General features: G+C 74.8%; 21 protein-coding genes and 1 pseudogene. 12 read left to right on the plus strand and 10 right to left on the minus strand.

Annotated features, from left to right (window positions below):
• Positions 1-343 precede the first annotated feature (343 nt).
• Both A8713_RS02115 and A8713_RS02120 read left to right on the plus strand, forming a co-directional pair.
• Positions 344-1,582, plus strand: a complete 1,239-nt coding sequence (locus A8713_RS02115; RefSeq protein WP_335743738.1) for a PP2C family protein-serine/threonine phosphatase — start codon at positions 344-346, stop codon at positions 1,580-1,582.
• Positions 1,583-1,797: 215 nt separating this feature from the next.
• Positions 1,798-2,709, plus strand: a complete 912-nt coding sequence (locus A8713_RS02120; RefSeq protein WP_064531132.1) for an SCO6745 family protein — start codon at positions 1,798-1,800, stop codon at positions 2,707-2,709.
• A gap of 53 nt (positions 2,710-2,762) precedes the next feature.
• On the opposite strand, the gene A8713_RS02125 is transcribed toward A8713_RS02120, so the two are convergent.
• From A8713_RS02125 to A8713_RS02135, 4 genes and pseudogenes are all read right to left on the minus strand, one after another.
• The gene (locus A8713_RS02125; protein WP_385504519.1) at positions 2,763-4,010 is read right to left on the minus strand and encodes a PP2C family protein-serine/threonine phosphatase; all 1,248 of its coding nucleotides are present in this window, start codon (positions 4,008-4,010) and stop codon (positions 2,763-2,765) included.
• A gap of 163 nt (positions 4,011-4,173) precedes the next feature.
• The gene (locus A8713_RS31830; protein ID WP_079159229.1) at positions 4,174-4,737 is read right to left on the minus strand and encodes a hemerythrin domain-containing protein; all 564 of its coding nucleotides are present in this window, start codon (positions 4,735-4,737) and stop codon (positions 4,174-4,176) included.
• Positions 4,738-4,824: 87 nt separating this feature from the next.
• Positions 4,825-6,078 (minus strand): annotated as a pseudogene (locus A8713_RS02130) (cytochrome P450); the annotation flags it as partial.
• Positions 6,079-6,204: 126 nt separating this feature from the next.
• Entirely contained in the window at positions 6,205-6,753 is a 549-nt protein-coding gene (locus A8713_RS02135; protein WP_064531134.1) for a hypothetical protein, read from the minus strand.
• A gap of 238 nt (positions 6,754-6,991) precedes the next feature.
• On the opposite strand from A8713_RS02135, the gene A8713_RS02140 reads away from it, so the two are divergent.
• The gene (locus A8713_RS02140; protein ID WP_064531135.1) at positions 6,992-7,525 is read left to right on the plus strand and encodes a DoxX family membrane protein; all 534 of its coding nucleotides are present in this window, start codon (positions 6,992-6,994) and stop codon (positions 7,523-7,525) included.
• A gap of 97 nt (positions 7,526-7,622) precedes the next feature.
• Here the strand turns inward: A8713_RS02140 and A8713_RS02145 are convergent, their stop codons facing one another.
• Together A8713_RS02145 and A8713_RS02150 are read right to left on the minus strand one after the other, a co-directional pair.
• Positions 7,623-7,796 carry a CsbD family protein gene (locus tag A8713_RS02145; protein WP_064531136.1) on the minus strand — a complete coding sequence of 58 codons (174 nt, stop codon included), beginning with the start codon at positions 7,794-7,796 and terminating at the stop codon, positions 7,623-7,625.
• Positions 7,797-7,802: 6 nt separating this feature from the next.
• Complete coding sequence (locus A8713_RS02150; protein WP_237305290.1) at positions 7,803-9,455, minus strand: MFS transporter; 1,653 nt, start codon at positions 9,453-9,455, stop codon at positions 7,803-7,805.
• A 316-nt stretch (positions 9,456-9,771) separates the two neighbouring features.
• Here A8713_RS02150 and A8713_RS02155 point away from each other — a divergent pair, with 316 nt between their 5' ends.
• Positions 9,772-10,617: a SigB/SigF/SigG family RNA polymerase sigma factor gene (locus tag A8713_RS02155; RefSeq protein WP_064531138.1), complete on the plus strand. Its 846-nt coding sequence runs from the start codon at positions 9,772-9,774 to the stop codon at positions 10,615-10,617.
• A gap of 110 nt (positions 10,618-10,727) precedes the next feature.
• On the opposite strand, the gene A8713_RS02160 is transcribed toward A8713_RS02155, so the two are convergent.
• A complete protein-coding gene (locus A8713_RS02160; protein ID WP_064531139.1) occupies positions 10,728-12,380 on the minus strand; it encodes a catalase in 1,653 nt (550 codons plus the stop codon).
• 216 nt (positions 12,381-12,596) lie between these two features.
• On the minus strand, positions 12,597-13,520 hold the full coding sequence (locus tag A8713_RS02165) for a DMT family transporter (protein WP_064531140.1): 924 nt from the start codon (positions 13,518-13,520) through the stop codon (positions 12,597-12,599).
• Between the two features lie 271 nt (positions 13,521-13,791).
• Here A8713_RS02165 and A8713_RS02170 point away from each other — a divergent pair, with 271 nt between their 5' ends.
• The gene (locus A8713_RS02170; protein ID WP_064531141.1) at positions 13,792-15,156 is read left to right on the plus strand and encodes an FAD-dependent oxidoreductase; all 1,365 of its coding nucleotides are present in this window, start codon (positions 13,792-13,794) and stop codon (positions 15,154-15,156) included.
• A 130-nt stretch (positions 15,157-15,286) separates the two neighbouring features.
• On the opposite strand, the gene A8713_RS02175 is transcribed toward A8713_RS02170, so the two are convergent.
• Complete coding sequence (locus tag A8713_RS02175; protein WP_026252304.1) at positions 15,287-15,520, minus strand: chaplin; 234 nt, start codon at positions 15,518-15,520, stop codon at positions 15,287-15,289.
• A gap of 415 nt (positions 15,521-15,935) precedes the next feature.
• On the opposite strand from A8713_RS02175, the gene A8713_RS02180 reads away from it, so the two are divergent.
• The 4 genes from A8713_RS02180 (at position 15,936) to A8713_RS02195 (ending at position 21,055) form a co-directional block, all read left to right on the plus strand.
• Complete coding sequence (locus A8713_RS02180; protein WP_237305291.1) at positions 15,936-17,201, plus strand: hypothetical protein; 1,266 nt, start codon at positions 15,936-15,938, stop codon at positions 17,199-17,201.
• 165 nt (positions 17,202-17,366) lie between these two features.
• Positions 17,367-17,906, plus strand: coding sequence for a (2Fe-2S)-binding protein (locus tag A8713_RS02185; protein WP_064531143.1), 540 nt, complete (start codon positions 17,367-17,369; stop codon positions 17,904-17,906).
• Positions 17,903-18,895, plus strand: a complete 993-nt coding sequence (locus A8713_RS02190; RefSeq protein ID WP_064531144.1) for an FAD binding domain-containing protein — start codon at positions 17,903-17,905, stop codon at positions 18,893-18,895. Before A8713_RS02185 ends, A8713_RS02190 begins: the two co-directional genes overlap by 4 nt.
• Before the next feature lie 60 nt (positions 18,896-18,955).
• The gene (locus A8713_RS02195; RefSeq protein ID WP_064531145.1) at positions 18,956-21,055 is read left to right on the plus strand and encodes a xanthine dehydrogenase family protein molybdopterin-binding subunit; all 2,100 of its coding nucleotides are present in this window, start codon (positions 18,956-18,958) and stop codon (positions 21,053-21,055) included.
• A 92-nt stretch (positions 21,056-21,147) separates the two neighbouring features.
• On the opposite strand, the gene A8713_RS02200 is transcribed toward A8713_RS02195, so the two are convergent.
• On the minus strand, positions 21,148-22,263 hold the full coding sequence (locus A8713_RS02200; RefSeq protein WP_079158802.1) for a hypothetical protein: 1,116 nt from the start codon (positions 22,261-22,263) through the stop codon (positions 21,148-21,150).
• A 205-nt stretch (positions 22,264-22,468) separates the two neighbouring features.
• On the opposite strand from A8713_RS02200, the gene A8713_RS02205 reads away from it, so the two are divergent.
• The 3 genes from A8713_RS02205 to tgmB all read left to right on the plus strand — a co-directional run bounded on the left by A8713_RS02205 (position 22,469) and on the right by tgmB (position 24,095).
• Entirely contained in the window at positions 22,469-22,810 is a 342-nt protein-coding gene (locus A8713_RS02205) for a YkvA family protein (RefSeq protein ID WP_064531146.1), read from the plus strand.
• A gap of 121 nt (positions 22,811-22,931) precedes the next feature.
• Entirely contained in the window at positions 22,932-23,123 is a 192-nt protein-coding gene (gene tgmA / locus A8713_RS02210) for a putative ATP-grasp-modified RiPP (protein WP_018566459.1), read from the plus strand.
• Positions 23,124-23,138: 15 nt separating this feature from the next.
• Positions 23,139-24,095 (plus strand): ATP-grasp ribosomal peptide maturase, encoded by a 957-nt coding sequence (gene tgmB / locus A8713_RS02215; RefSeq protein ID WP_064531147.1) that lies wholly within the window; start codon positions 23,139-23,141, stop codon positions 24,093-24,095.
• Positions 24,096-24,137 lie beyond the last annotated feature (42 nt).

The raw sequence follows: 24,137 nt of genomic DNA on the forward strand, positions 1-24,137 counted from the left end.
CCCCTACTGATCGGTGACCTTGACCCGGCATCATATAGTTGCGCACGGCACACGCCACCGCTCCCCCGCACACCCGACCACCTGGAAGCCCCGGACCCACCCCACAGCCGGACGGCTTCCCGCGCTCCGGACACACCGCCGCGCACCTCACCACCCGCCCCACGCCGACACCGGCCCCACCCGGAAGGCAACGACCCTGCGGAACACAGAACGCACCGAACCCCGCGTCCGCCGTGAGCCGGAAGGCGCCCACCCCGCGCCTGCCGTCCGCCGCCGGTACTTCTCCCCGGCCGCCGACGCCATCGGGTCGCAACTCGACCTGGAGCTGACCGGCCGCCATGTCGTGCACGCGCTGGCGCCCGGTTTCTGCGACGCGGCCTCGGTCTACCTGCTCCAGCGCTGGCTGGTGGAGGAGGAGGCGCGCATGGCCGCCGATCCGCCGCAGATCGAGGCGCGCCGCCTCGCCCTGCGGATAGGAGCGGACGCGGCCGAGGACTGGGAGCATCTGCTGCCGGTCGGCGAGGTACTGGTCTTCCCGCGCGAGACGCCGTACGCGCGGGCCGTCGCCAGCGGGCAGACGCAGCTGCTGGACGGCGTCGACGACCACACCGCCGAACGGCTGCTCAAGACCGGCCCTGACCACATGGGCGTGGACGCCCTGGTGCGCAGCGCGTCGTTCCTCATCGTCCCGCTGCGCCTGCGCGGCACGGCGGTCGGCTTCATCGCCTGCACCCGCGGCCCGGACCGCGAGCCGTTCGCGCGGGTGGAGGCCGTGGCCGTGGAGTCGCTGGGCTCCCGGGCCGGTGTCGCGCTGGACAACGCCCGGCGCTACGAGCGGGAGCGCCGCACCGCGCTGGCGATCCGGCGCAGCCTGCTCCCGGACACCGGGCAGAGTTTCGAGGGCTGCCGGGTCGCCCACGGCTACCGGCCCGCCGGGCAGGACACCGTCATCGGCGGCGACTGGTACGACGTGCTGCCCCGGGCCGGGCGCCGCCTCGGGATGATCGTGGGCGACGCGATGGGGCACGGCCCGGAGTCCGCCGTCGCCATGATCCAGCTGCGGACCGCGGTGCGGACCCTGGCGGCGCTCGACATCGGCCCCAGCGAACTGCTGCACCGGCTGGACGCCGTCGCCGGTGACACGCCCGGCGCGCCCTTCGCCACCTGCATGTACGCGGAGTGGGACGCGGATCTGAACCTGTGCACCTTCGTCGGGGCCGGTCATCCGCCGCCGCTGATCCGGGGGCCGGGCGGTCCGGCCCGGCGCGTCTCCCTCGTCACCCCGGGGCTGCCGCTGGGGCTCGGCACGGGCCGCTACGAGCCGACCGTGCTGCCGCTGTCGGAGCCCTCCCTCGTCCTGCTCTACAGCGACGGTCTGGTCGAGTCCCGTACCCGCGACATCGACCAGGGCATCACCCGGCTCGCCCGGGACCTCGACGCCGGTACCGAGGAGGCGCCGGAGCCCGACGGCCCGGACGCCCTGCCGTCGTTGTGCCGCAGGCTGCTCGCCGGTTCCGGCGCCGACGACGTCTCCGACGACCGGACGCTGCTGCTGGCCGAGCTGACGCCGGGCAGGCGCTGAGCCGGGCGGAAGCGGAGCCGCGGGCCCACCGGCCCGGGGAGCACGTCCGTCCGGTGCTCGTACCGGTGTGCCACGCCCCGGGCGGCCGGGCCGGGCCGGGCCGGGCGCGCGCCCCTCACGGGGTTGTTATGACGGCTGTCATGGTCCATGCTGCTGCCCATGGCGGCCGTACGACGGCGTGCGTGCGTGCGGGGCGGGTCTCGGGGAGGAGCCATATGAGCGCGGTACTGGCACGGACGCTGTGGGAGCGGTACGAGCCCGTCCACAGCCTGGTCTACTTCGCGCCCGAGGCGCGGCAGGCCGCCGCCGAGGCCGGTCTGCGCGGCTTCTGGATGGGCTACTTCGCGCTGCGCGCAGCCCCGCTCGGCCCGGTCGGCGCACCGGTCGTCACCAGTTCGTTCTACGTCTTCCCGCCGCACCACGTGCGCCGCGCCCTCCCGGACGCGTGGGAGCTGGCCGCCCCGGCGGACGCGCTCGCGGCCCGGCAGCACGCCATGGACGAGGCCCTGACCCGCCTGTTCGGGCGGGACGCGGTCACCGGTGCCGCCCTGACCGAGGCGGCCGACCTGGCGTGGGCGGCGGCCGAGGCGGCGGACACCGCCGGACGGGTCCTCTCCGCCGCGAACCAGGCCCTGGACCGGCCCGCGCAGCCGCATCTGCGGCTCTGGCAGGCCCTGACGACGCTGCGCGAGCACCGCGGGGACGGACATGTCGCCGTCCTGGTCTCCCTCGGTCTCGGCCCGGTCGCCGCGATGGTGCTGAAGACGGCGGCGGGCGAGTCCGACGCGGGGCTGCTGCGGGAGATCCGTCCCTGGGAGCCGCAGGCGTGGCAGGCGGCCGAGGCCGCCCTGCGAGCGCGCGGCTGGCTCGACGCGGACGGCGCCCTGACCGCGGCCGGGGCCGCCGGACGGGCCGACATCGAGGCGCGGACGGACGCGGCGGCGGCGCAGCCGTGGGCGGCCGTGGGGGCGGACGCCGGGGCGCGGCTGGCCGCGCTCCTCGAACCCCTGGCCGAGACGGTGCTGCGCGCCGGTCTGATCCCGGCCGGCAATCCCGCGGGGCTCACCGGCGCGCTCTGGGAGTCCGCGCGGGCCGCCACCGCGGCGGCCGGCGGCACCGGCGGCTGAGGCATCCGGGACACAGGAGGCCGAGGCGGCGACGGCCGGGCGGGCCGCGCCGGTCAGGAGCGGTGGCGCGGGCGGGCCGCGAGGACGGCGACGTCGTCGTCGGCCCGGTCCGCCGCCAGCCCGGCCAGGATCTCGTCCAGCAGCCGGGACACGGCCTGCCCCGGCCGGACGCGCAGGGCGGCGAGCCGGGCGAGCGAGACGTCGATGTCCTCGCCGCGCCGCTCGATGAGGCCGTCGGTGAACAGGACCAGCGTGTCGTCGGGCAGCAGCGGCCGCCCGACCGGCTCGTAGGCGCCCAGTCCGGTGCCGAGCGGAGGGCCGACCGGCACCGGGACGGGTCCGGCGGTGCCGTCGCCGTGGAAGACGACCGGTGGCGGATGGCCCGCGCCCGCGTAGGTGGCGGTGCCCCGCGCCGGGTCGAGCAGCGCCAGCAGACAGGTCGCCGGGCGGCGGCCCCGCTCCTCGGCCATCGTGGCGTCCACCTGGCGCAGGATGCGGTGGGGCGGCAGGTCGGCGGCGGCGACGTAGCGCAGCATCGAGCGGTAGGCGTTCATGTCGACCGCCGCGTCCAGCCCGTGGCCCATGACGTCGCCGATGACCAGCAGCGTCCGGCCGAAGTGCAGACGTACCGTCTCGCACCAGTCGCCGCCCACCAGCGTGCCCCGGCCGGCGGGCAGATAGCGGGTGGCCAGTTCGATGTTGGGGTGCGGGCGGCCCGGGTCGGCCACCAGCACCTGCTGGAGCCGGCGGACCTGCTCGCCCATCTCCTCGTGCTCCTCCGCGTGCCGCAGATGGGCCGCCGCCACGCGTGCCGTGTAGTGCACCGCCGCCGTCTCGTCGTCGTCGAAGAGCCGCCCGGTGCGCAGGGCGAGGGCGACGCCGTAGACCCGGCCCCAGGCGAGCAGCGGCACCGACAGGGCGGCCAGGCTCACCCCGCCGGCCGCGGTGAAGGACGCGGTGATCGGATGGCCCGCGTCCAGCGCCTGGACGACGACGTCGAGGCGCGGGACCCGTTCGAGGCCGGCGAGGAGGGCGCGGCGGCCGGACACGGCCGCGCGGTGCAGGGCGCCGGGCGGCCCGGCCGCCCGGCGGCCGGTGCCCCGCGGGTGGTCGAAGAGGTCCACGGTGGCGGCCTCGCAGAACTCCCCGGCGAGGAACTCGGCCAGTTCGGCGGCGGTCCTGCGGACGTCCAGGGTGGTGCCGATCGCGCCGACGGCGCGTTCGGCCCGCGCGAAGCCGTCCGCGCGGGCCGCGCGGCCCGCGTCCGCCGCACCGGGTCCGGGTCCCTGCTCGCCCTGCACCGGCCGCCCCTTTCCCACGGTCCGGGGATCCGGACGGGCGCGCCGCGGACCTCCGGATCCTTCCACCGGCTCCATCCCAGCACCGACCGGGGCCGCGGGCGGGCAGCGACCCGCGGTGCGGCGCACGGAACGCGCCGGCGCTCCGTGCGGGCGGCGGCGCGTCTCAGCCGGCCCCGCCGCGCCCGGACAGGGCGTCCCTGAGCCGGTCGATCATGCCCGCGCCGGGCGCCAGGAGCTTGTTGCCGGGCGGCGTGTCCGGGGCGGAGGGATGCGGCCGGGTCGGCGCGGTCCGCTTCGCCGCGCGCACCTTGTCGCCGAGCTCCTCCAGTTCCCCGGCGCCCGCCGCTTCGCGCAGCCGGGGGAAGAGGTTCCGCTCCTCGTCCGTGACGTGTTCGCGGATCTCGCGCATCAGGCGCCCCATGAGCTGGTCGAAGCGGATCTCGTCGGCCGGGCAGCCCTCCAGGTCCTTCATGGTGCGCTCCGCCCGCGCGTGGTCGTCGATCTCCCGGTCGGCGATCGCGTCGCCGTCCGGCAGGAGCCGCCGTACGGCCGGGTAGAGGTACATCTCCTCGGCCACGGAGTGCCGGACCAGTTCGATGGTGGCCTGGTCCGCCAGGTTCTTGCGCCGTCGGTCCCCGGTGGGGAGGGCCTCGATCTGCGCGAAGATCTCCTCCACCTCGCGGTGGTCGGTGGTCAGTTCCTGGATGACGTCTCCGCCGTGTCCCATGGCCAGGCTCCTCGCCGCTCGAAGGTGATGCGTACCGCCGGACGGCCCGGCGGGTTCCCGGACCGGTCCCGGCCACACCGTCGCGCGCCGCCCGTGCGGGCGTACGCCGCTGATGACGAAGCCGCTGCGCGGGCGGGTCGGGACGCGGCGCAGCGAGATGCGCAGGTCCTGGTCGGGGACGTCGTACTCCAGCCGGGCCAGGCGCACGGCGAGGGCCTGGAGCAGCCCGAGGGTCACGCCCTCGCCGGGGCACCGGTGCCCGGTGCGCGGGTCGCCGCCGCCCTGCGGGATCAGCTCGTCGCGTGCGGGCGGGTGCGCGAGGAAGCGGTGCGGGCGGAAGGTGTACGGATCGCCCCACAGGGCCCGGTCGTGGTTCTGGCCGTAGACGTCCAGGAGGACCATGCCGCCCGCCGGGAGCGTGTGCCCGCGCCAGGTCAGGTCGCGGGCGGCCAGGCCGCCGAGGAAGGGCGCGAAGGGATAGAACCTGCGCACCTCGTGGGCGAACGCGACGGGCTCGGCGGGGTCCGGCTCCCGCAGCCGGGCCCGGTGCTCGGGGTGGCGGTGCAGCGCGTGGGCCGCGAAGGCGACGAACCAGCTGACGGCGACGGTGGGGCGCAGCACGTTGAGCAGTTCCACCGCGGCGGTGTACGGCGGCAGCCAGGCACCCGAGGCGTCGCGGTGCCGGGCGACCCGCTCCAGCACGGAGCCCGCCGGTGCCGGTACGCGGCCCGCGCGCACGTTCGCCACCAGGAGGGCGAGGCGTTCCTCCTGACGGTGGCGGGCGCGCCGGGCGCGCCAGTGGCGCGGGCCCGGGGAGGCGAAGCCGTCGACCATCGCGATCAGGTCGCGGGCCACCGCCCGCGCCCGCGGTGCGTCCAGGGGGACACCGGCCCAGCGGTGCACGCCCCGGGTGAGCGCCACGGCCGCCTCGTCGAAGAGGACGACGTCCGGACGGCGTGCCCAGTCGGCGGCGGCCTCGTCCCACGCCCGGGTGACCTCGTCGACGACGCCCGCGATCCGGTCGGCGTGCAGCAGCGGCAGGAACAGGCGTTTGCGCGCGCGGTGCTGTTCGCCGTCCAGGGTGTGGACCGCGCCGTGGCCGAAAAGGGTGGCCTTGACCGGTCCGGGGAGTGCTCCGTCGCGGCGGACGTGCCGCTCGTCGTAGAAGAACCGCACGGCGTCCGGTCCGCGCAGCGCGAGCGCGGGCCGTCCCAGGAGGCGGGTCTCCACGACGCCGTCGGTGCTGCGTTCCATGAGCTGGGGCAGCCAGGTGTACCCGGCCGCGAGCAGCGGGAGCGTCTGGTCGGCGAGGAGATGGCGGGGGCGTCGGTCGGCGTCCATGCCGGGCCGGGTTCCCCGGGCGGCGTGCCGGAACCACGCGGATACGGTGCGTGTCCGCGTGGTCCCGTGAGCGGCGGCGGGGCGGGCGGCGTGCCCCGGGAGGGGTGGGCCGACCGCCCGCCGCCGTCAGCGGACCGGCCTGAGGTCCGTGATCTTGCGGGTCCTGAGGTCGGACCGTACGTCGATCTTCGTCACCTGGGCGTTCCTGCCGTCGCTCCAGGTGAGGTAGACCCTGCTGGTGGCGTGGCCGCCGCCCGAGCCGGCGTAGGCGACCTTCCACTTCACCGGCACGTTCTGCGCGAAGAGGACGCCGTCGGCGTGCTCCCTGGCCTCGTACGCGGCGACGGCCCTGCGGGCGCCCGCGGTCAGGTAGAACGCCTTCAGCGCCTTGGCGTCGGCGCCCGCGGCGGGATCGGAGCCGTCCCAGGCGGTGTCGATGTAGGCGCCGTAGAAGTCGGCGACCCGCTGGGTGACGCTGCGCGGGTCGCCCTGGGCGGCAGCGGCGGGCGCGACGGACGCGGAGAGGGTACGGGCGGCGGTCCCGGGCGCGGCCGCCGTACGGGCCGGGGAGGTCCCGGGGCCCGCGGCCACCGGGGTCATCGCGGTCAGGGAGCCGGCCGCGGTGAGCGCGGCGGCGGCGATCAGGATTCGTCGGGTGCGGACACGCATGGGCATGTGAGTGTTCCCCCAATGCATGAGGCCGGGTCGGTTCCCGGCTCGTCGGTCGTCGGACAAGACCGGTGCGCACCGCTCTCCGGTTCCGTAATGTCCCGGAAAACTGTCACAGTTCCGAAAGACGAAGAAGGTTGCCCGGTGTTCCGGCCAGATCCGGTCCGGTCCCTCCGGCTCGAATGCATCCGGCGGGTCCGGGAACCCGGCACAGGCCGTACACCCCTCACGTCTGGAGAGGACCATGAGTCTGCTGCGCGTGGCCGGTCGTCCCCTGCTCGCCTCCATGTTCGTCGTCGGCGGCCTGAACTCCGTCCGCAACCCCGAGGCCGTCACCCCGCTGGCCGAACCGGTCGTCCGTCCGGTCACCGAACGCGTGGCCCTCCTGCCCGACCGGACCGAACAGGTCGTACGGCTCAGCGGGGGTGTGCAGGTCGCCGCCGGTGTGCTGCTCGGTCTCGGGCGGCTCCCCCGGCTCTCCGCCCTGGCGCTGGCGGCCACGCTGGTGCCGACCACGCTGGCCGGGCACCGCTTCTGGGAGGCGAAGGACCCCGGCGAGCGGGCGCAGCAGCGCATCCACTTCCTGAAGAACCTCTCCATGCTCGGTGGGCTGCTCATCGCCGCCGACGACACCGGCGCCGCGCCGTCGTGGCTGTGGCGCGGCCGGCACCAGGCCCATGAGCTGCGGCGCGACGCCGCTCTGGTACGGCGTTCGGTCCGGGCGACTGCGGGACCGGCCGCCGCGGTCGGCGGCCTGCGGGCCAAGCTGCCGGGCTGAGCCCCGGCGCCGGGCTGAGCCCCGGCGGCGGCGCAGGACTTCGCGGGCCCCAGCCGGTCACCGGCTGGGGCCCGCGAAGTCCTGCGTGGCGGCGGCGTCAGGGCTTGAGGGTGTCCTTGCCCTTCTCCTTGGCCTGGCGCGCGTCGCCCTTGGTCTTCTCGGCGCGGCCCTCGGCGGTCATCCGCTCGTTGCCCACGGTGCGGCCGACCGTCTCCTTGGCCTTGCCCTTCATCTGTTCCTTCTTGCCTTTGGCCTTCTGGTCTCCAGCCACGGTCGCTCACTCCCAGCCGTGATCGAGGTCGGTGTCACCGCGCCGGGTGTCCTGTGCGGTGCGCGGCAAACCTGGCCCCGGTCCGGGCGCACCGCGTCCGGGGGAACCCCCGCCGCGCGTTCCGCACCTGTCCGTACGGCCGTCGGAGTGAACGGAGCCGTCCGGACCCGGCGAGGGGGTGCGCGCGGGCCCGCCGGACGCCGGGGCCGGGGGCCGCCGCCGGTGGTCGCGGCGCCAGTCGAGGACGGCCACCGCCAGGGACGCCAGCATCGCCACGAGCGCGGAGCCCACGGCCAGCGCCACGGCGGCGCGGTAGTCCTGTCCGGTGGCGGCGAGCACCGCGTAGAACAGGCCGGGCAGCGCGGCCGTGCCCACGGCGCCGCCCAGGCGCTGGCCGGTCTGGAGGGCGCCGCCCGCCGCCCCGGCCATCCGCACGGGTACGTCGCGGAGCGTCATCGTCACGTTCGGTGAGATGACGCAGCCGCTGCCGAGCCCGCCGACGAGCAGGGCGGGCGCCGCGAGCCAGGTGAGCATGGCGGGCGGGGCGGAGTGCAGGATCAGCGCGGTGGCGCCGAGGCCGAGCACCACCGCGACCAGGCCGCAGACCGTGAGCAGCCGTCCCAGCCGCTCCACCAGGCGCCCGGAGACGACCGCGGCGGCGGCCGAGCCGATGGCGAACGGCGTCACCGCGAGCCCGGAGCGCAGCGGCTCGTAGCCCAGGCCGTTCTGGAAGAAGAGCGCGAACACCAGCCATACGCCGCTGAAGCCCACGAAGTACAGCGCGCCGAGCGCGGTGCCCAGGCCGTAGCCGCGGGTGCCGGTGAGCAGCCGCGGGTCCAGCAGCGGCTGTCCGTCGCGGGCCGCCACCCGCGCCTCCCACCGGGCGAAGCAGGCCAGCAGCAGCGCGCCGAGCGGGAACAGCCACCACAGCCGGTGCAGGCCGCCGCTCTCGGCGAAGACCAGGGGCAGCATCAGGGCCAGGACGCCGGTGCCGAGCAGGGTCACGCCGGGCAGGTCGAGCCGTTCCCGGCGGCCGGGCGCCACCTTGGGCAGCAGCCGCAGGCCGAGCAGCAGGGCGACGGCGCCGACGGGGACGTTGACGTAGAAGATCCAGCGCCAGCCCTGGGTGCCGTGGGCCAGGGCGAGGATCAGGCCGCCGGTGATCGGCCCGACCGCGCTGGAGACGCCCACGACGGCGCCGAAGAGGCCGAAGGCGCGTCCGCGTTCGGCCCCGCGGAACATCTGCTGGATCAGCGCGGAGTTCTGCGGGGCCAGGCAGCCCGCGCAGGCGCCCTGGGCGAGGCGGGCCACGACGAGCCAGGTGATGCTGGGCGCGGCGCCGGCACCGGCGCTGCACAGCACGAAGCCGGCCAGGGCGCACAGGAAGATCCGGCGGCGGCCCATCGCGTCGCCGAGGCGGCCTGCGGGCACCAGGACCAGGGCGAACGCCAGGGCGTAGCCGGACACCACCCACTGCACGGAGGACGCCGAGGTGCCCAGGTCGCGCTGCATGGACGGCAGCGCCACGGCCACGATGGTGACGTCGAGCAGGCTCATGAAGCCGGTCGCCAGCGTGACCCACAGGGCCTTCCAGCGCCTGGGGTCGGGCGTGCCCGCCGGGTCGCCGCGGCGACCGCCGGACCGCACTTGCCTGTTCACCCACGCTCCTCCCGGTCGCGGCTCGCGGGCGCGCACCGGCCGTCGGCGTCCCGCGCGCTCCAGGGGCGCGTTCCCCGGGCCGCGGAGCGGAACACCCTCACGGACACGATCGCCGCTCGGCGCGTCCGGGGCCACTTCAGCGCGTCGCGTCCGGCGGAGCGGCCGGCCGCGCGCGCCGGCCCCCGTGGGTGAAATCGCTCCGGTGGAGAAATAATGGTGTGAGAGGTTGGAAGCCGGGTACACGCTGCCCAGGCCGCACTCGGTGACGGGGCGGTCACGACGGGCAGGAACAGCAGCTGAGAGGGAGGGCCGCGCGATGGCGTTGACCGCGGAGGCGAAGGCGATCCGAGCTCGGACGGAGCTGCCGGAGGTGCCCGACCCCTCACAGGTCGCGCCGACCGACGCACGCGCTCTGTCCCGGGTGTTCTTCGACCGGCTCGCGCACCTGGAAGAGGGCACGCACGAGTACCAGTACGCCCGCAACACGCTGATCGAGATGAACATGTCGCTGGTGCGGTACGCGGCGGGCCGCTTCCGCAGCCGGGGTCCCCAGGAGATGGAGGACATCGTCCAGGTCGGCATGATCGGCCTGATCAAGGCGATCGACCGGTTCGAGATCTCCCGCGAGGTGGAGTTCACCTCCTTCGCGGTGCCGTACATCGTCGGCGAGATCAAGCGTTTCTTCCGGGACACCACCTGGGCCGTGCATGTGCCGCGGCGGCTCCAGGAGGCCCGGGTGGAGCTGGCCAAGGCCACCGAGGAGCTGAGCAGCCGGCTCGGGCGCAAGCCCACCACAAAGGAGCTGGCGGAGCTGATGAACCTCCCCGAGCAGGAGGTCATCGACGCCCGGGTGGCGTCCAACGGCTACACGTCCGCGTCCCTGGACGCCGCCGTCAGCAGCAGCGAGGACGGCGAGAGCGTCCTGGCCGACTTCATCGGCGCCGAGGACATGGGCATGGAGCTGGTGGAGGATCTGCACAGCCTCGCGCCGCTGCTGGAGGAGCTGGACGATCGGGACCGGCAGATCATCCACATGCGGTTCGTCGAGGAGCTGACGCAGGCGCAGATCGGCGAGCGGCTGGGGATCTCGCAGATGCATGTCTCGCGGCTGCTCAACCGGCTGCTGAGGCGGCTGCGGCAGGGCCTGCTGAGCGTGCACTGAGCGGTCGTCGCGGTCGGCGCGCGCCGGCCGTGACAGCGTGACGCCGAGGACGGGCGCCGGTCCCGGGAGGAGATCCCGGGACCGGCGCCCGTTCCCGCGCGTGCGGGTGGTCAGCGGGTCACGGTGTGCCGCTCGTCGGGGACGCAGTGGGTCATGGTCAGGCCCTCCACGTCGCGCGGCGGGTTCTCGCCCAGCCGGGACAGCCGCTTGCGGTCCTCGTCGGTGAGGTCCTGCCCGGCCAGCGGCTCAAGACCCGCCACGTCCTGGGGCGAGACGCCGATGCCCTCGCCGACCCTCACGCCCAGCTCGTTCTCGACCAGCAGGAAGTGCCACACCATGCGCTCCTGCACCGGCCGGTCGCACCGGGAGAGCTGGCCCACCAGGTTCTTCACGAGGTCGTCGCGCTCCCACTGCTCCATCAGCAGATAGCGCTGGCCGGCCTGCTGGTAGTCGTTGGCGCGCGGGATGCGGGCGCGGGTCAGCCGGCCGCGGATCTCGGGCCCCTGCTCCTCGTGCGCGGGGTACACCGCCTCCTGGAGGCCGCCCGTGATGGACGGCTCGTAGTTGACGAGGGGGTTCGCTCCGCCGCCGTCGATGTGGTACGTCATCTGGCCGTCGCGCTGGTTGGTGTGCACCGGCGCGTGCTTGGGCTGGTTGACCGGGAGCTGGAGGTAGTTGGGGCCGACCCGGTAGCGCTGGGTGTCGCTGTAGGAGAAGGTGCGGCCGACCAGCATCTTGTCGTCGGAGAAGTCCAGGCCGTCGACGAGGACGCCGGTGCCGAAGGAGATCTGCTCGTTGTCCGCGAAGTAGTTCTCCGGCATCCGGTCGAGGACCATCCGGCCCACCGGCCGGGGCGGGAAGTCCTGCTCGGGCCAGGTCTTGGTGTCGTCCAGCGGGTCGAAGTCCAGCTCCGGGTGGTCGTTGTCGTCCATCATCTGCACGAGCAGTTCCCACTCGGGGTACTCGCCGCGCGCGACCGCCTCGTAGAGGTCCTTGGTCGCGTGGCCCAGGGACTGCGCCTGGACGTTGGCCGCGTCCTCCTCCGTCATGCTGCGCACGCCCTGCTTGGGCATCCAGTGGTACTTGACGAGGACGGTGCGGCCCTCGTCGTTGACCCACTTGTAGGTGTTGACGCCGAAGCCCTGCATGTGCCGGTAGTCGGCGGGGATGCCGCGCGGGCTGAACAGGTTGACCAGCATGTGCATCGACTCGGGCGTCTGCGACATGAAGTCGAAGATCCGCCGGGGCTGCTGCTCGAAGGTCACCGGGTCGGGCTTGAGGGCGTGGATGACGTCGGGGAACTTGATGGCGTCCCGGATGAAGAAGACGCCGAGGTTGTTGCCGACGAGGTCCCAGTTGCCGTCCTCGGTGTAGAACTTCACCGCGAAGCCGCGCGGGTCGCGGGCGGTCTCGGCGGAGTCGCGGCCGCCGATCACCGTGGAGAAGCGGACGGCGAGTTCGGTGCGCCTGCCGCGCTCCTGGAACAGCCTGGCCCGGGTGTGGCGGCCGATCGGCTCGTCGCCCCAGGCGCCGTACGCCTCGAAGTAGCCGTACGCCGTCACTCCTCGGGCGTGCACCACCCGCTCCGGGATGCGCTCCCGGTCGAAGTGGCTGATCTTCTCCAGGAACTGGTAGTTCTCCAGCGTCGCGGGACCGCGGGCGCCGACGGTCCGCTGGTTCTGGTTGTCGTAGACGGGATGGCCCTGCCGGTTGGTGAGGGCCTTCGGGTCGTCGCCCGGACCCTTGCTGGATACGTCCGTCATGCCCGTGGACTCCTTCGACGTCGTCGGCTCGGTCCCGCGTGGCGGCCGCGGGGCGCTGGCGGATCGCCGTCCGGCACGACGCGGCGGTACGCACACGCACCACCGGGTGACCTTTTCACCCGTATCCACGCGGATATGTTCACCTTCGCACCGTTGCCCGCGCCCCACGGCCGGGGTTAGGCCGTCCGGCAGGGCCGGATCCCGGACCGTTCCGGCTCAGCCGTCCACCCGGCCGTCCGCGGGGTCCGGGACGCGGCCGGCGGGAGAGGCGGGGGCGGTCTCGCCGGCGAGGGTCTGCTGGGCGTGCGGGACGACGCGGATCAGCCTCAGGACGCCCCAGACGATGAGGCCGGCGCCCGCCAGTTCCGGCAGGAGCCAGACGCCCGTGCGGATGTGCTCGCCGAAGAGGGTGACGCCCAGCAGCAGACTCACGGTGGCGTCCCCGATGGTCAGGGCGGGCTGGGAGGCGGCCAGCGAACCGGCCTGGAGGGCGTTCTCCAGGAGCAGCAGCGAGCAGACGCCGACGACGGCGAACCCGTAGGTCTGCCAGGTGGTGAGGAAGGCGGTGAAGCCGTCGGCGTCCAGGATGCCGCTCGCGGACTTCAGCAGGGCGGCGGTCAGCGCGTTGCCGATGGCGGCGGCGGCCGCCAGGGCGGCGGCGCGCAGCAGGGGCGAGCGTCCGGGGCGGGCCAGGGCGAACGCCCCGGCCATCGCCCCCAGGCAGCCGATCAGCGCGGGCACCCAGCGGACCATGGGCGCCTGGTCGTGGGATCCGGAGGGCGAGGCGGCGACCAGGACCAGGGCGAGCCCGGCGACGACTCCGGCGACGGCGGCCCAGCCCCGGGCGGGCAGGCCCCGGCGCATGAGGGAGCCCGCGATGAGCAGGGCGAACGGCAGTTCCATGATGAACAGCGGCTGCACCAGCGCCAGCGGCCCGTTGACCAGCGCGAGCGCCTGGAACATGGCGGAGGCGACGACCCCGCAGATGCCCGCGAGCCACACGGGATGCCGGGCCAGGGCGAGCAGCAGCCGCAGTCCGCCGCCGGTGGGCACGGCGGAGGCGGCCTTCCGCTGGAAGGCGGTCCCCACGGCGTTGCTCGCGGCGCCCATGACGGCGAAGAACACGGCCAGCCCGATCACAGGTCCACCATGCCCGACGCGCGGCGTTCCGTCCTGCCGCGACGAAGGGGGCCGGGCGAGGCGACGCCGGACGGGACGACGGGGTCGGACGCGACGCCGGGCGGGGCGGCGGGGTACGTTCGGGAGGCCGGTCCGCGACCATCATGAGGTCTTTGACTTGTCATAAGTTAGGCTTATGACCTCATAGATCGGACCCGCGTACCCACTTAGGCTTGCCTTAGTTTAGGGTTGCCGTCGAGTCGTCGTTTCACCGCTCGAAGGGAACCTGATCATGCCGCGCCCCCTGCGGGTAGCCATCGTCGGAGCCGGCCCCGCCGGCATCTACGCCGCCGACGCTCTTCTCAAGTCCGGCGTGGCCACCGACCCGGGTGTGTCCATCGACCTCTTCGAGCGGATGCCGGCGCCGTTCGGCCTGATCCGCTACGGCGTCGCCCCCGACCACCCCCGGATCAAGGGCATCGTCACGGCCCTGCACCAGGTGCTGGACAAGCCCCAGATCCGTCTGTTCGGCAACGTCGACTACCCGGGCGACATCAGCCTGGACGACCTGCGCGCCTTCTACGACGCCGTGATCTTCTCCACCGGCGCCACCGCCGACCGGGCGCTGTCCGTGCCCGGCGCCGACCTGGACGGCTCCTACGGCGCCGCCGACTTCGTCTCCTGGTACGACGGGCACCCGGACGTGCCGCGCACCTGGCCGCTCCAGGCCGAGAAGGTCGCCGTCCTCGGCGTCGGCAACGTCGCCCTGGACGTGGCCCGCATCCTCGCCAAGACCGCCGACGAGCTGCTGCCCACCGAGATCCCGCCGAACGTCTACGAGGGCCTGAAGGCCAACAAGGCGCTGGAGATCCACGTGTTCGGCCGCCGCGGTCCCGCGCAGGCGAAGTTCAGCCCGATGGAGCTGCGGGAGCTGGACCACTCCCCCAACATCGAGGTCATCGTGGACCCCGAGGACATCGACTACGACGAGGGCTCCATCGCCACCCGGCGCGGCAACAAGCAGGCCGACATGGTCGCCAAGACGCTGGAGAACTGGGCGATCCGCGACGTCGGCGACCGCCCGCACAAGCTGTTCCTGCACTTCTTCGAGTCCCCGGCGGAGATCCTCGGCACGGACGGCCGGGTCACCGGTCTGCGCACCGAGCGCACCGAGCTGGACGGCACCGGCAACGTCAAGGGCACCGGCGCCTTCAAGGACTGGGACGTCACGGCCGTCTACCGCGCCGTGGGCTACCTCTCCGACCGGCTGCCGAAGCTGCCCTGGGACGAGGACTCGGGCACCGTCCCGGACGAGGCCGGGCGGATCATCGGCGAGACCGGCGAGCATGTGCAGTCGGCGTACGTGACCGGCTGGATCCGGCGCGGTCCGGTGGGCCTGATCGGCCACACCAAGGGCGACGCCAACGAGACGGTCGCCAGCCTGCTGGACGACTACGCCTCCGGCCGGCTGCACACCCCGGCCTCCCCTGACCCGGAGGCCGTCGACGCCTTCCTGGCCGAGCACGGCGTCCGGTTCACGACCTGGGACGGCTGGTACCGCCTCGACGCCGCGGAGAAGGCGCTCGGCGAGCCGCAGGGCCGCGAGCGCGTGAAGATCGTCGAGCGCGAGGACATGCTCGGGGCGAGCGGCGCGTAGCACCGGCACCGCGACGCCCCCGGCCCCGGCCCCGTACGACGGACGAGCCGTGCCCCCTCGAAGGCGGCACGGCTCGTCCGTCGGTGGTGCGCCGGTGCGCCGAGGCGCACCACGCCGCCCGAAGGCGCCGTTACTTGTTCGCGCACGCGTTCCCGGTGGCGGGGTTGAGCAGCCCGATCACGTCGATCGAGTTGCCGCACAGGTTCAGGCCGAGGTCGATGGGGACCTGGATGACATTGCCGGAGAGCACTCCGGGGCTGCCCACCGCGACGCCCTCCGCACCGGCATCGGCGGCGGCGGTTCCCGCGCACGTCATCAGGGCCGCACCCGCCAGGACCGCGGCGGCCGTCATTCGGATCCTCATGGAGAACTCCTGTCGTTGGAAGGGGTACGTGCCTCCACACTGAGGGCGTCCGCCGCCCAGGGGTGGGAGGCGGCGGCCGAACGGAGTAGCCACGTCAGCCTCCCCGGGGGCCGGGCTGGGCCGAACGGGGTGTGGCGGCGGGCGGGACGCGGGGCTCGGCGGCGGTGGGGCCGGGGCCGCGTCAACGCCGTACCCCCACGCACCGCGGGTTCCAGGTGCTCCGCCGACGCATCCGGGCCCGGCCGGAGTGCGACGGCGCACCACCGCGCTGACCTCCGCCGGAGCCCCTCACGGCGGACCGTGGGCGCCCGTGGGCACCGACCGCGCGGCCCCGGCCACCGGCCCCGCCGAACCGATCATGATCCGCTGCGGTGATACTGGGAGACGACCGCCGTCCCCGCCCGCAGATTGGCCCATGTCGAACTCTCCCGCTCCCCGTCCCGCGGCCCCGCCCACCGTGTGGTGCGCCCGAGGCCGCCACTGTGGCCCCGCTCCGGCGGACGCCGTACGGCGCCACCTGGAGAAGCTGGAGGCCGACTCCGTCCTGCACAGCCACACCGAGCCGGACGACGTCGACCTCTCCCGTGAGCATGTCTTCGAGGCGCGCTGGCTGGCCCCGGGCGAGGTGACCGTGCGCGCCCGGCTCTCGCTCTCGCCGCTGCGGGGCGCCGCCGACGAACAGCAGTGGACGCTGATCGCCGAGGCGGAGCAGCCCTGGGACCCGCGCTGGCCCTCTCCCGCCTCGATGTTCTGGCCGGGCCGGCCGCCCCGGCCGGCCGGGGCGGAGGAGCCCGGCACCGGCTGGGACCACGAGGCCGTCACCGGACTGCGGCTCGGCGACGTCAACCAGCTGCCCGAGGACGACAAGGAGCTGCGGCGGGTGCTGCGGCACGCCGTGCGCGACACCTGGTGCGTCCATGTCGTCGTGCACGAGGCCATGACACCCGACGAGCGCGGCCGCCCGGCGCTGGTGCGGCTGCTGCCCGAGGGTCTGCGGCACCGGGTCGTGGAGCACCGCGCCGCCCCGCAGCGCCTGCGGGCCGTGAACTGGGTGCTGGACGACTACGGGGCCCGGGTCCCCCGGGGCGGCGCCGTCGTCCTGCCCGGCAGCCCGGCGGCCCCCGGCTACGAGGCGGAGCGGTTCTCCGTGCGCAGCGTCTTCCTCGACGGCAACGAGCCGACCGAGGTCCTGGACGCGGTACGGCGGTTCGACGCGCTGCCGAGGCCGCTGCCCGAGGGCGGCGACCAGGCGCTGACGGTGCTGCGCGAGCAGTGGCACCTGATGACGATGGAGGAGGAACTGGTCCGCGCGCGCGAGCTGGTGGCCATGTACGCCGAGGCCCTGGACGCGATGACGAAGTCCCGGGACCTGTACCGCGACGCGGCCGAGCGGGCCAACGAGGCGCTCGCCGTGTACCGCGAGGCCGCGGGCGCGGAGGGTGTCCCGCCGGTCCGCAGGCCGGCCGCCGGTCCGGCCGGGCTCTCGCCCTTCCAGCACCTGGCCCGCGGTCTGGAGCGGCTCAAGGGCGGTGCCCTCGCCCGGCGCGCGGCTGCGCCGCCGGAACCGGAGGCGCAGCCGTCGCAGGCACCGCCGGTCCCCTCGCCACCCCCGCCCCCACCACCACCGCCGCCGCCCGCGTCCCGGGACGGCGATGCCGCGAAGGGCCCGGCCGGGGACTGACACACCGCCCGGCCGGGAGGCGGGGCCGGGGTCCCTGTCCGCAGGGCCGGCCGGGTGCCGTCCGCGCGGACGGCCCGGGGCTCGCGGCGTGTCCGGACGTGTCAGGTGCCGCTGTGTGGATACGCGGTCTGCACCGCATCACGCGTCCGGAAGGTCATCCACGCCATGGGCAGCGACCAGCACACCGGGCACCGTTCCGGAACATCGTTCCGGGTCAACGGCGAGCCCCACACCCTCCTCCTGGACCACCGCCGCGTCCTGCTGGACGTGCTGCGGGAGGATCTCGGTCTCACCGGGGCGAAGAAGGGCTGCGACCACGGCCAGTGCGGAGCCTGCACGGTCCTCGTCGACGGGCGCCGGACGAACGGCTGCCTGCTGCTCGCCGTCACCCTGGAGGGGTGCGAGGTGACGACCGTCGAGGGTCTGGCGGACGACGACGGGGAACTGCACCCGCTCCAGCAGGCGTTCCTTGACCGGGACGCCTTCCAGTGCGGCTACTGCACCCCGGGCCAGCTCTGCTCCGCCGTGGGCGTGCTGGCCGAGGCCGCGGCCGGCCACCCCTCGCACGTCACCGGCCCCGCCGCAGCCCCCGGCCGTCCCGTCCCGCTGGATCCGCGCGAGATCCGGGAGCGGATGAGCGGCAACCTGTGCCGCTGCGGGGCCTATCCGCGCATCGTCGAGGCCGTGGAGGACATCGTCCCGTGAAACCCTTCGGCTACCTACGGGCGGGCAGTGTGGACGAGGCGGCGGACGCCTTCGCCGCGCACCCCGGGGCCCGCTATCTCGGCGGCGGCACCAATCTGGTCGACCTGATGAAACTGGGCGTGGAGCGCCCGGACTTCCTCGTCGACGTCACCGGGCTGCCGCTGGACACGGTGCAGGAACTGCCCGACGGCTCGCTGCGGGTGGGCGCCACCGTGCGCAACAGCGACCTCGCGGCGCACCCCCTGGTCCGCGACCGCTGGCCGGTGCTGTCGCAGGCGCTGCTCGCGGGCGCCTCCGGCCAGTTGCGCAACGCCGCCACCACCGGCGGCAACCTGATGCAGCGCACCCGCTGCCCGTACTTCCAGGACCTGTCCAAGCCGTGCGCCAAGCGGGAGCCCGGCAGCGGCTGCGGCGCCCTGGAGAGCGTGCACCGCGACCACGCCGTGCTCGGGTACTCCGACCGGTGCATCGCCACCAACCCCTCGGACATGGCGGTGGCGCTGTCCGCCCTGGACGCGCGCGTGGAGCTGTACGGGACGGAGGGCGCGCGCAGCGTCCCGGCGGCCGAGTTCCACCGGCTGCCCGGCGAGCATCCGGAGCGGGACACCGCACTGCGTCCCGGCGAGCTGATCACCTCCGTGGTGCTCCCGGCGGCGGCCGCACATCTGCCCTCGGCGTACCGCAAGGCCCGCGACCGGGCCTCCTACGCCTTCGCCCTCGCCTCGGTCGCGGTGGTGCTGCGGGTCGCGGACGGTGTCGTGGCGCACGCGGGGATCGCCTTCGGGGCGCTGGCCCACCGGCCGTGGCGGGCGCGGCGCGCCGAGGAGGCCCTGCTCGGCTCACCGGTCACCGCCGAGGCGTTCGCGGACGCCGTCGACCGGGAGCTCGCCGCGGCCCGGCCGCTGCGGGACAACGCCTACAAGGTGCCGCTGGCCCGCAATCTCGCCGTGGACGTGCTGACCCGGCTCGCCGAGCCCGCCACGGTCTGATCCCGGGCCGCACGGCGCCGCGCCTCGTTCCACCGCCCACCCCAGTCACAGGAGGACCCCATGTCCGTCGCCGCGACCGTGCTGGGCGCTCCCGTCGAGCGCCGCGAAGGACGCCTGAAGGTCACCGGCGGCGCCCGCTACGCCGCCGAGTACCGGCTGCCGGGCCGGGTCCACGCCTGGCCGGTGCCGGCGGCGGTGGCCCGGGGCCGGGTGACGGCGGTCGACACCGCCGCCGCTCTGGCGCTGCCCGGCGTCCTGACGGTCCTCACCTGCGAGAACGCCCCGCGAATGGCGGAACCGGAGGACGCGGCGCTCGCCGTGCTCCAGGACCCGCGGGTGCCGCACCGCGGCTGGTTCGTCGCCCTGGCCGTGGCCGAGTCCCCGGAGGCGGCGCGGGCCGCCGCCGAGGCGGTCGAGGTCACGTACGCGCAGGAGGAGCACGACGTCACGCTGCGCGTGGACCATCCGGGCGCCTACGAGCCGGAGACCGCCAACGGCGGCTTCCCCGGCCGCCGCGAACACGGCCATCCGGAGAGCGCGTTCGCCGCCTCCGCCGTCCGGGTGGACGTCGGCTACAGCGTGCCGCCGCTGCACAACCACCCGATGGAACCGCACTCCAGCACGGCCCACTGGGGCCACGGCCGGCTGACCGTGTACGCCTCCAGCCAGGGCGGCACGGCGATGCGCGACACGCTGGCCCAGATGTTCGAGCTGCCCCAGGAGCGGATCACCGTCGTCTCCGAGCACGTCGGGGGCGGCTTCGGCTCCAAGGGCACCGCCCGCCCCGACACGGTGCTCGCCGTGCTGGCCGCCAAGGCGACCGGGCGGCCGGTGACGGTGGCGCTGCCGCGCCGCTTCCTGCCCGCGGTGGTCGGCCACCGGGCGCCCACCCTGCACCGGATCCGCCTGGGCGCCGACGCCGACGGCCGGCTGACCTCCCTGACCCATGTGGCCACCACCTGGACCTCGCGCATCAAGGAGTTCGTGGAGCAGGCGGCGGTGCCCGGCCGTGTCATGTACGCCGTGCCGCAGAGCCTCACCACGCACCGGGTGGTGCCCCTCGACGTGCCCTCGCCCTCCTGGATGCGCGCGCCGGGCGAGGCGCCCGGTATGTACGCCCTGGAGTCCGCCCTGGACGAACTGGCCGGTGAGCTGGGCATGGACCCGGTGGAACTGCGGGTGCGCAACGAGCCCGACCGGGAGCCGGACAGCGGCAGGCCGTTCAGCAGCAGGCACCTCGTGGAGTGCCTGCGCGAGGGCGCCCGCCGCTTCGGCTGGGCCCACCGCGACCCGCGGCCCCGGTCCCGGGCGGAGGGGCCCCTGCTGATCGGCACGGGCGTGGCCTCGGCCACGTACCCGGTGTACGTGCAGCCGTCCGCCGCCCGAGCACGGGCGCTGCCCGACGGCACGTTCGTGGTCGGGATCAACGCCACCGACATCGGGACCGGGGCCCGGACGGTGCTGGCCCAGGTGGCGGCGGACGCGCTGGACGTGCCGCTGGACCTGGTGCGCACGGAGGTGGGGGACAGCGATCTGCCGCCCGCCTCGCTGGCCGGCGGCTCCTCCGGGACCGCGTCGTGGGGCTGGGCCGTGCACGAGGCGTGCCGACGGCTCAAGGAGCGGCTCGCCGACCACGCCGGGCCTCCGCCCGGGGCGGGGCTCAGCGCGCGTGCGGACACCACCGGCCAGGCCGACGCGGGGAGCGCCTTCGCCCGGCACGCCTTCGGGGCGCACTTCGCCGAGGTCGCCGTCGACACGGTGACCGGCGAGGTGCGGGTGCGCCGGATGCTCGGCGTGTTCGCCGCCGGACGGATCCTGAACGCCCGTACCGCCCGCTCGCAGTTCATCGGCGGCATGACCATGGGGCTCGGCATGGCCCTGACCGAGGGCAGCACCATGGACCCGGTCTTCGGGGACTTCGTGGAGTCGGACCTGGCGTCGTACCACGTGCCGGTGCACGCGGACGTGCCGGACGTGGAGGCGTACTGGGTCGAGGAGACCGACACCCGGCTCAACCCGATGGGGAGCAAGGGGATCGGTGAGATCGGCATCGTGGGCAGCGCGGCGGCCGTCGGCAACGCCGTCCACCACGCCACCGGGGTCCGCTTCCGTGAGCTGCCGCTGACGCCGGACAAGGTGCTGAGCGGACTGGCCGGGTGACCGGCCGTCCGGTCCCGGCCCCCGGCCGCGCGCCGCACCGCCCGGCGAGGGTCCGCCTCCCCCGCCGGGCGGTGCGGCGCGCGGTCCGGTGGTCAGCCCTCGGGCCGGGGTGCCGGGTGCCGTTCGGCCATCTGCACCATCAGCAGCAGGGAGAGGGCGGCCAGCGAGGCGAGCGCGGCGCACACGGCGGTGAGCCCGGCGCTCGACGGCGGCGCCACGGTGACGGCCAGGGCCCGGGACAGCTCGGCCGGTGCGAACCGGCCCTCGGCGTAGCCGAGCGCGGCCAGGGCGGCGGGCAGCACGGATCCGGCGACCAGGACCGTCACCCCGGCCCGGAGGACCAGTGCGAGCGCCAGCGCGCCGCACAGCGCCGACGCCGCGAGGGCGGCGCCGTAGACGAGACCGGACGCGCCGTCGCGGTGCAGCGGGAAGTGGGCGGCGGCGCACACCACGAGGGCCGCCGCCGCGACCCAGCCGGGCCAGAAGACGAGCCGTCCCGGTGCGCGCGCCGCACCGTCCTGTCCGGCCGTGTCGTCGTCCGCCGCCTCCGCGGCCAGGGGCTCTTCCGGGTCGCAGGGCGTGCCACCGGGGCCGGCGCACTGCTCCGTGCCCGTCCCTGCGGCAGCCGGTTCCTGCGGGGCGGCGAGAGGCGGGTCCTCCGCCGCGGTGTGCGGCGGCGGACCGGTCCTGTCCTGGCGGGCGAGGCCGCCGAGAAGGTCCGCCAGTTCCTCGGCGGTCCGGGCGCCGACCGCCGCGCGGACGGCGACCCGGGCGCAGTGCGGCTGCTGCGGCGCGCGGTGCAGCAGCGCCAGCAGGCGGGTGACCTCGGCGAGGTCGCGGTGCTCGACGGCGGCCCGGATGGTGGCGTCGGCGCTCTCGGCCGGGCGCGGCGGCCGGGTCAGCTCGGCGACAAGGCGGACGACCTCCTCCACCGGGCGGTCCAGGGCGGCGGCGCGCAGGACCCGGCCGGTGGTGTCGGCGTACCGCGGGGAACCCTCCAGGAGGGTGACGAGCCGGACGACCTCCTCAAGGGGCCGGTCGCCCACGGCGCAGCGCACCGGTCGATGGGCCGGTTCGCCGTCCGCGGCCCCGCCCTCACCGCCGCCGGCCGGGGTGCCGGGCGGTCCGGCCCGGTGGATCTCCTCGGTGAAGGCGATGACGGACTGGAGGGACGGGTTGGGCTGTGGTGGTGAAGAGCGGGTGGTCATCTGGGCTCCAGGGCAGGGGTGCGGGCCGCTCCCGCGCCCCCGGATCGCGGCACGCGACTTACCCTGGCCATTACAAGAGCGTGCTCTGCCGGTGCGCCACCCGGGCGCGGCGCACGGGTGACCGCGGCGGCGGGGCCGGTACGAGGGACATGAGGAACATGAGCGACGTCAGGGACGCGAGCGACATGAGGGAGGGGAGCGGGACGTGGACTTCTCCATGAAGGTGATCCTGGTCACCGCGGTCCTCGCGGCCCTGGTGCTGGGCGGGGCGGTCACGGTGTTCGTCCGGCTGGTGCGGGCCCGGCGGGCGCTGCGGCGCGCCGGGCTGCCGACCGGACCGCGCTGGGTCTTCTGGGGCGCCGTCCTCTATTTCGTCCTGCCGGTCGATCTGCTGCCCGATCCGGTGTATCTGGATGACATCGGTGTCCTGCTCCTCGCCCTGCGCACGCTGCACGGCGCCGCGGGTGCGGCGGGCCCCTGGCCGGGGCGGCGGCCGGTGCTTTCCGGCCGCCGGGGACTGCCGGACGCCCATGATCACGCTCCGTGAGGAAACCATTCACTCGTTCGATTCGTATAAGTCTCCGGAACCCGAAACAAAGTCAGCGGGCCAAGCGAGAACGCACGGATGACCACCGCTTGATCGCGGCTGCACCGACAGGGGAGAGACGATGCAACCGTTCGCGCTCAACTACGCACGTCCGGCCGTGGAGTGGGATGCCGGTACGCCCTACGTCTATGACGCCGGGCTCCAGCTGAACGTGCTCCCGGACGGCAGGATCGCCGCGTGCGACCAGGCACTGCTGAGGGAACTGGGCACCACCACCTCGACCGCGGGCTCCAAGACGCACTTCGACGACTGAACACGGTCGGCGACGATGACCGTACTGATCCTCACCGGCGAGGAGGACGTGACGGCGGACATGGTGGTGGTCCACCTGAACGCCTCCTCGATCCCGGTGGTCCGGCTCGATCCGGCCGACCTGACCGCGGGCGCCACGCTGTCGGGCGAGTACGCGCACGGCACCTTCGACGCCCAGCTGTCCTGCGGGGGACGGCTGGTGAGCCTGAGCGGGCTGCGCGCCGTCTGGGTGCGCCGGCCCGGCGTTCCGGCGTCCCGGGCCGCCCAGCCCTCGTCCTGGCTCACGGAGGAGGCGGCCCAGGCGCTGTACGGCATGCTGGGCGGCTGCGGCGCGCGCTGGATGAACCATCCCGACGCGGCCCGCCGGGCCCGGGTGAAGCCGTGGCAGCTGCGACACGCCCAGCGCTCCGGGCTGCCGGTGCCCGCGACCCTGATCACCACCGTCCCGCAGGCCGCCAGGGAGTTCGCCGCGCGCTTCCCGGACCTGGTGGTCAAGCCGGTCTCCGGCGCGCATCCGCAGGAGCCGCCGCGGGCGGTGCCCACCACCAGGGTCGCGCCGGACGCCGACTTCGACGCGGTCGCCTACGGTCCCACGCTGCTGCAACGGCGGGTCGACAAGCGGGCCGACATCCGGCTGACCGCCGTGGGCGGCACCCTGCTGGCGGCCCGCAAGGAGATCCCGGCGGACGCGGACCCGGACGAGGTGGACGTCCGCTTCGCCTCCTCGCGGACGCCGTGGCGGGCCGCCGAGGTGCCGCCCGGTACGGAGGCCGCCGTACGCGCCTATCTCCGGACGGCCGAACTGGCTTACGGTGCCTTCGACTTCGCGGAGGACTCCGAGGGGACCTGGTGGTTCCTGGAGTGCAACCAGTCGGGGCAGTTCGGGTTCATCGAGGTGGAGACGGGCCAGCCGATCGCCCGCACCATCGCCGCGTGGCTGGCCCGGCCGGGGGCGCCCGTGGCCGGATCGTGACCTGCCTGCCCTGGCACGCGACGGCACGCAGTGCCACGAAGC

It is taken from the genome of Streptomyces sp. SAT1 (assembly GCF_001654495.1).
Lineage (GTDB): Bacteria > Actinomycetota > Actinomycetes > Streptomycetales > Streptomycetaceae > Streptomyces > Streptomyces andamanensis.

Coding starts and splice junctions, on each gene's coding strand:
- A8713_RS02170 (WP_064531141.1), top strand. CDS start 13,792: ATGCCGCGCCCCCTGCGGGTAGCCATCGTCGGAGCCGGCCCCGCCGGC.
- A8713_RS31830 (WP_079159229.1), bottom strand. CDS start 4,737: ATGGGACACGGCGGAGACGTCATCCAGGAACTGACCACCGACCACCGC.
- tgmA (WP_018566459.1), top strand. CDS start 22,932: ATGCAACCGTTCGCGCTCAACTACGCACGTCCGGCCGTGGAGTGGGAT.
- A8713_RS02185 (WP_064531143.1), top strand. CDS start 17,367: ATGGGCAGCGACCAGCACACCGGGCACCGTTCCGGAACATCGTTCCGG.
- A8713_RS02180 (WP_237305291.1), top strand. CDS start 15,936: ATGTCGAACTCTCCCGCTCCCCGTCCCGCGGCCCCGCCCACCGTGTGG.
- A8713_RS02135 (WP_064531134.1), bottom strand. CDS start 6,753: ATGCCCATGCGTGTCCGCACCCGACGAATCCTGATCGCCGCCGCCGCG.
- A8713_RS02120 (WP_064531132.1), top strand. CDS start 1,798: ATGAGCGCGGTACTGGCACGGACGCTGTGGGAGCGGTACGAGCCCGTC.
- A8713_RS02160 (WP_064531139.1), bottom strand. CDS start 12,380: ATGACGGACGTATCCAGCAAGGGTCCGGGCGACGACCCGAAGGCCCTC.
- tgmB (WP_064531147.1), top strand. CDS start 23,139: ATGACCGTACTGATCCTCACCGGCGAGGAGGACGTGACGGCGGACATG.
- A8713_RS02175 (WP_026252304.1), bottom strand. CDS start 15,520: ATGAGGATCCGAATGACGGCCGCCGCGGTCCTGGCGGGTGCGGCCCTG.
- A8713_RS02195 (WP_064531145.1), top strand. CDS start 18,956: ATGTCCGTCGCCGCGACCGTGCTGGGCGCTCCCGTCGAGCGCCGCGAA.
- A8713_RS02200 (WP_079158802.1), bottom strand. CDS start 22,263: ATGACCACCCGCTCTTCACCACCACAGCCCAACCCGTCCCTCCAGTCC.
- A8713_RS02140 (WP_064531135.1), top strand. CDS start 6,992: ATGAGTCTGCTGCGCGTGGCCGGTCGTCCCCTGCTCGCCTCCATGTTC.
- A8713_RS02155 (WP_064531138.1), top strand. CDS start 9,772: ATGGCGTTGACCGCGGAGGCGAAGGCGATCCGAGCTCGGACGGAGCTG.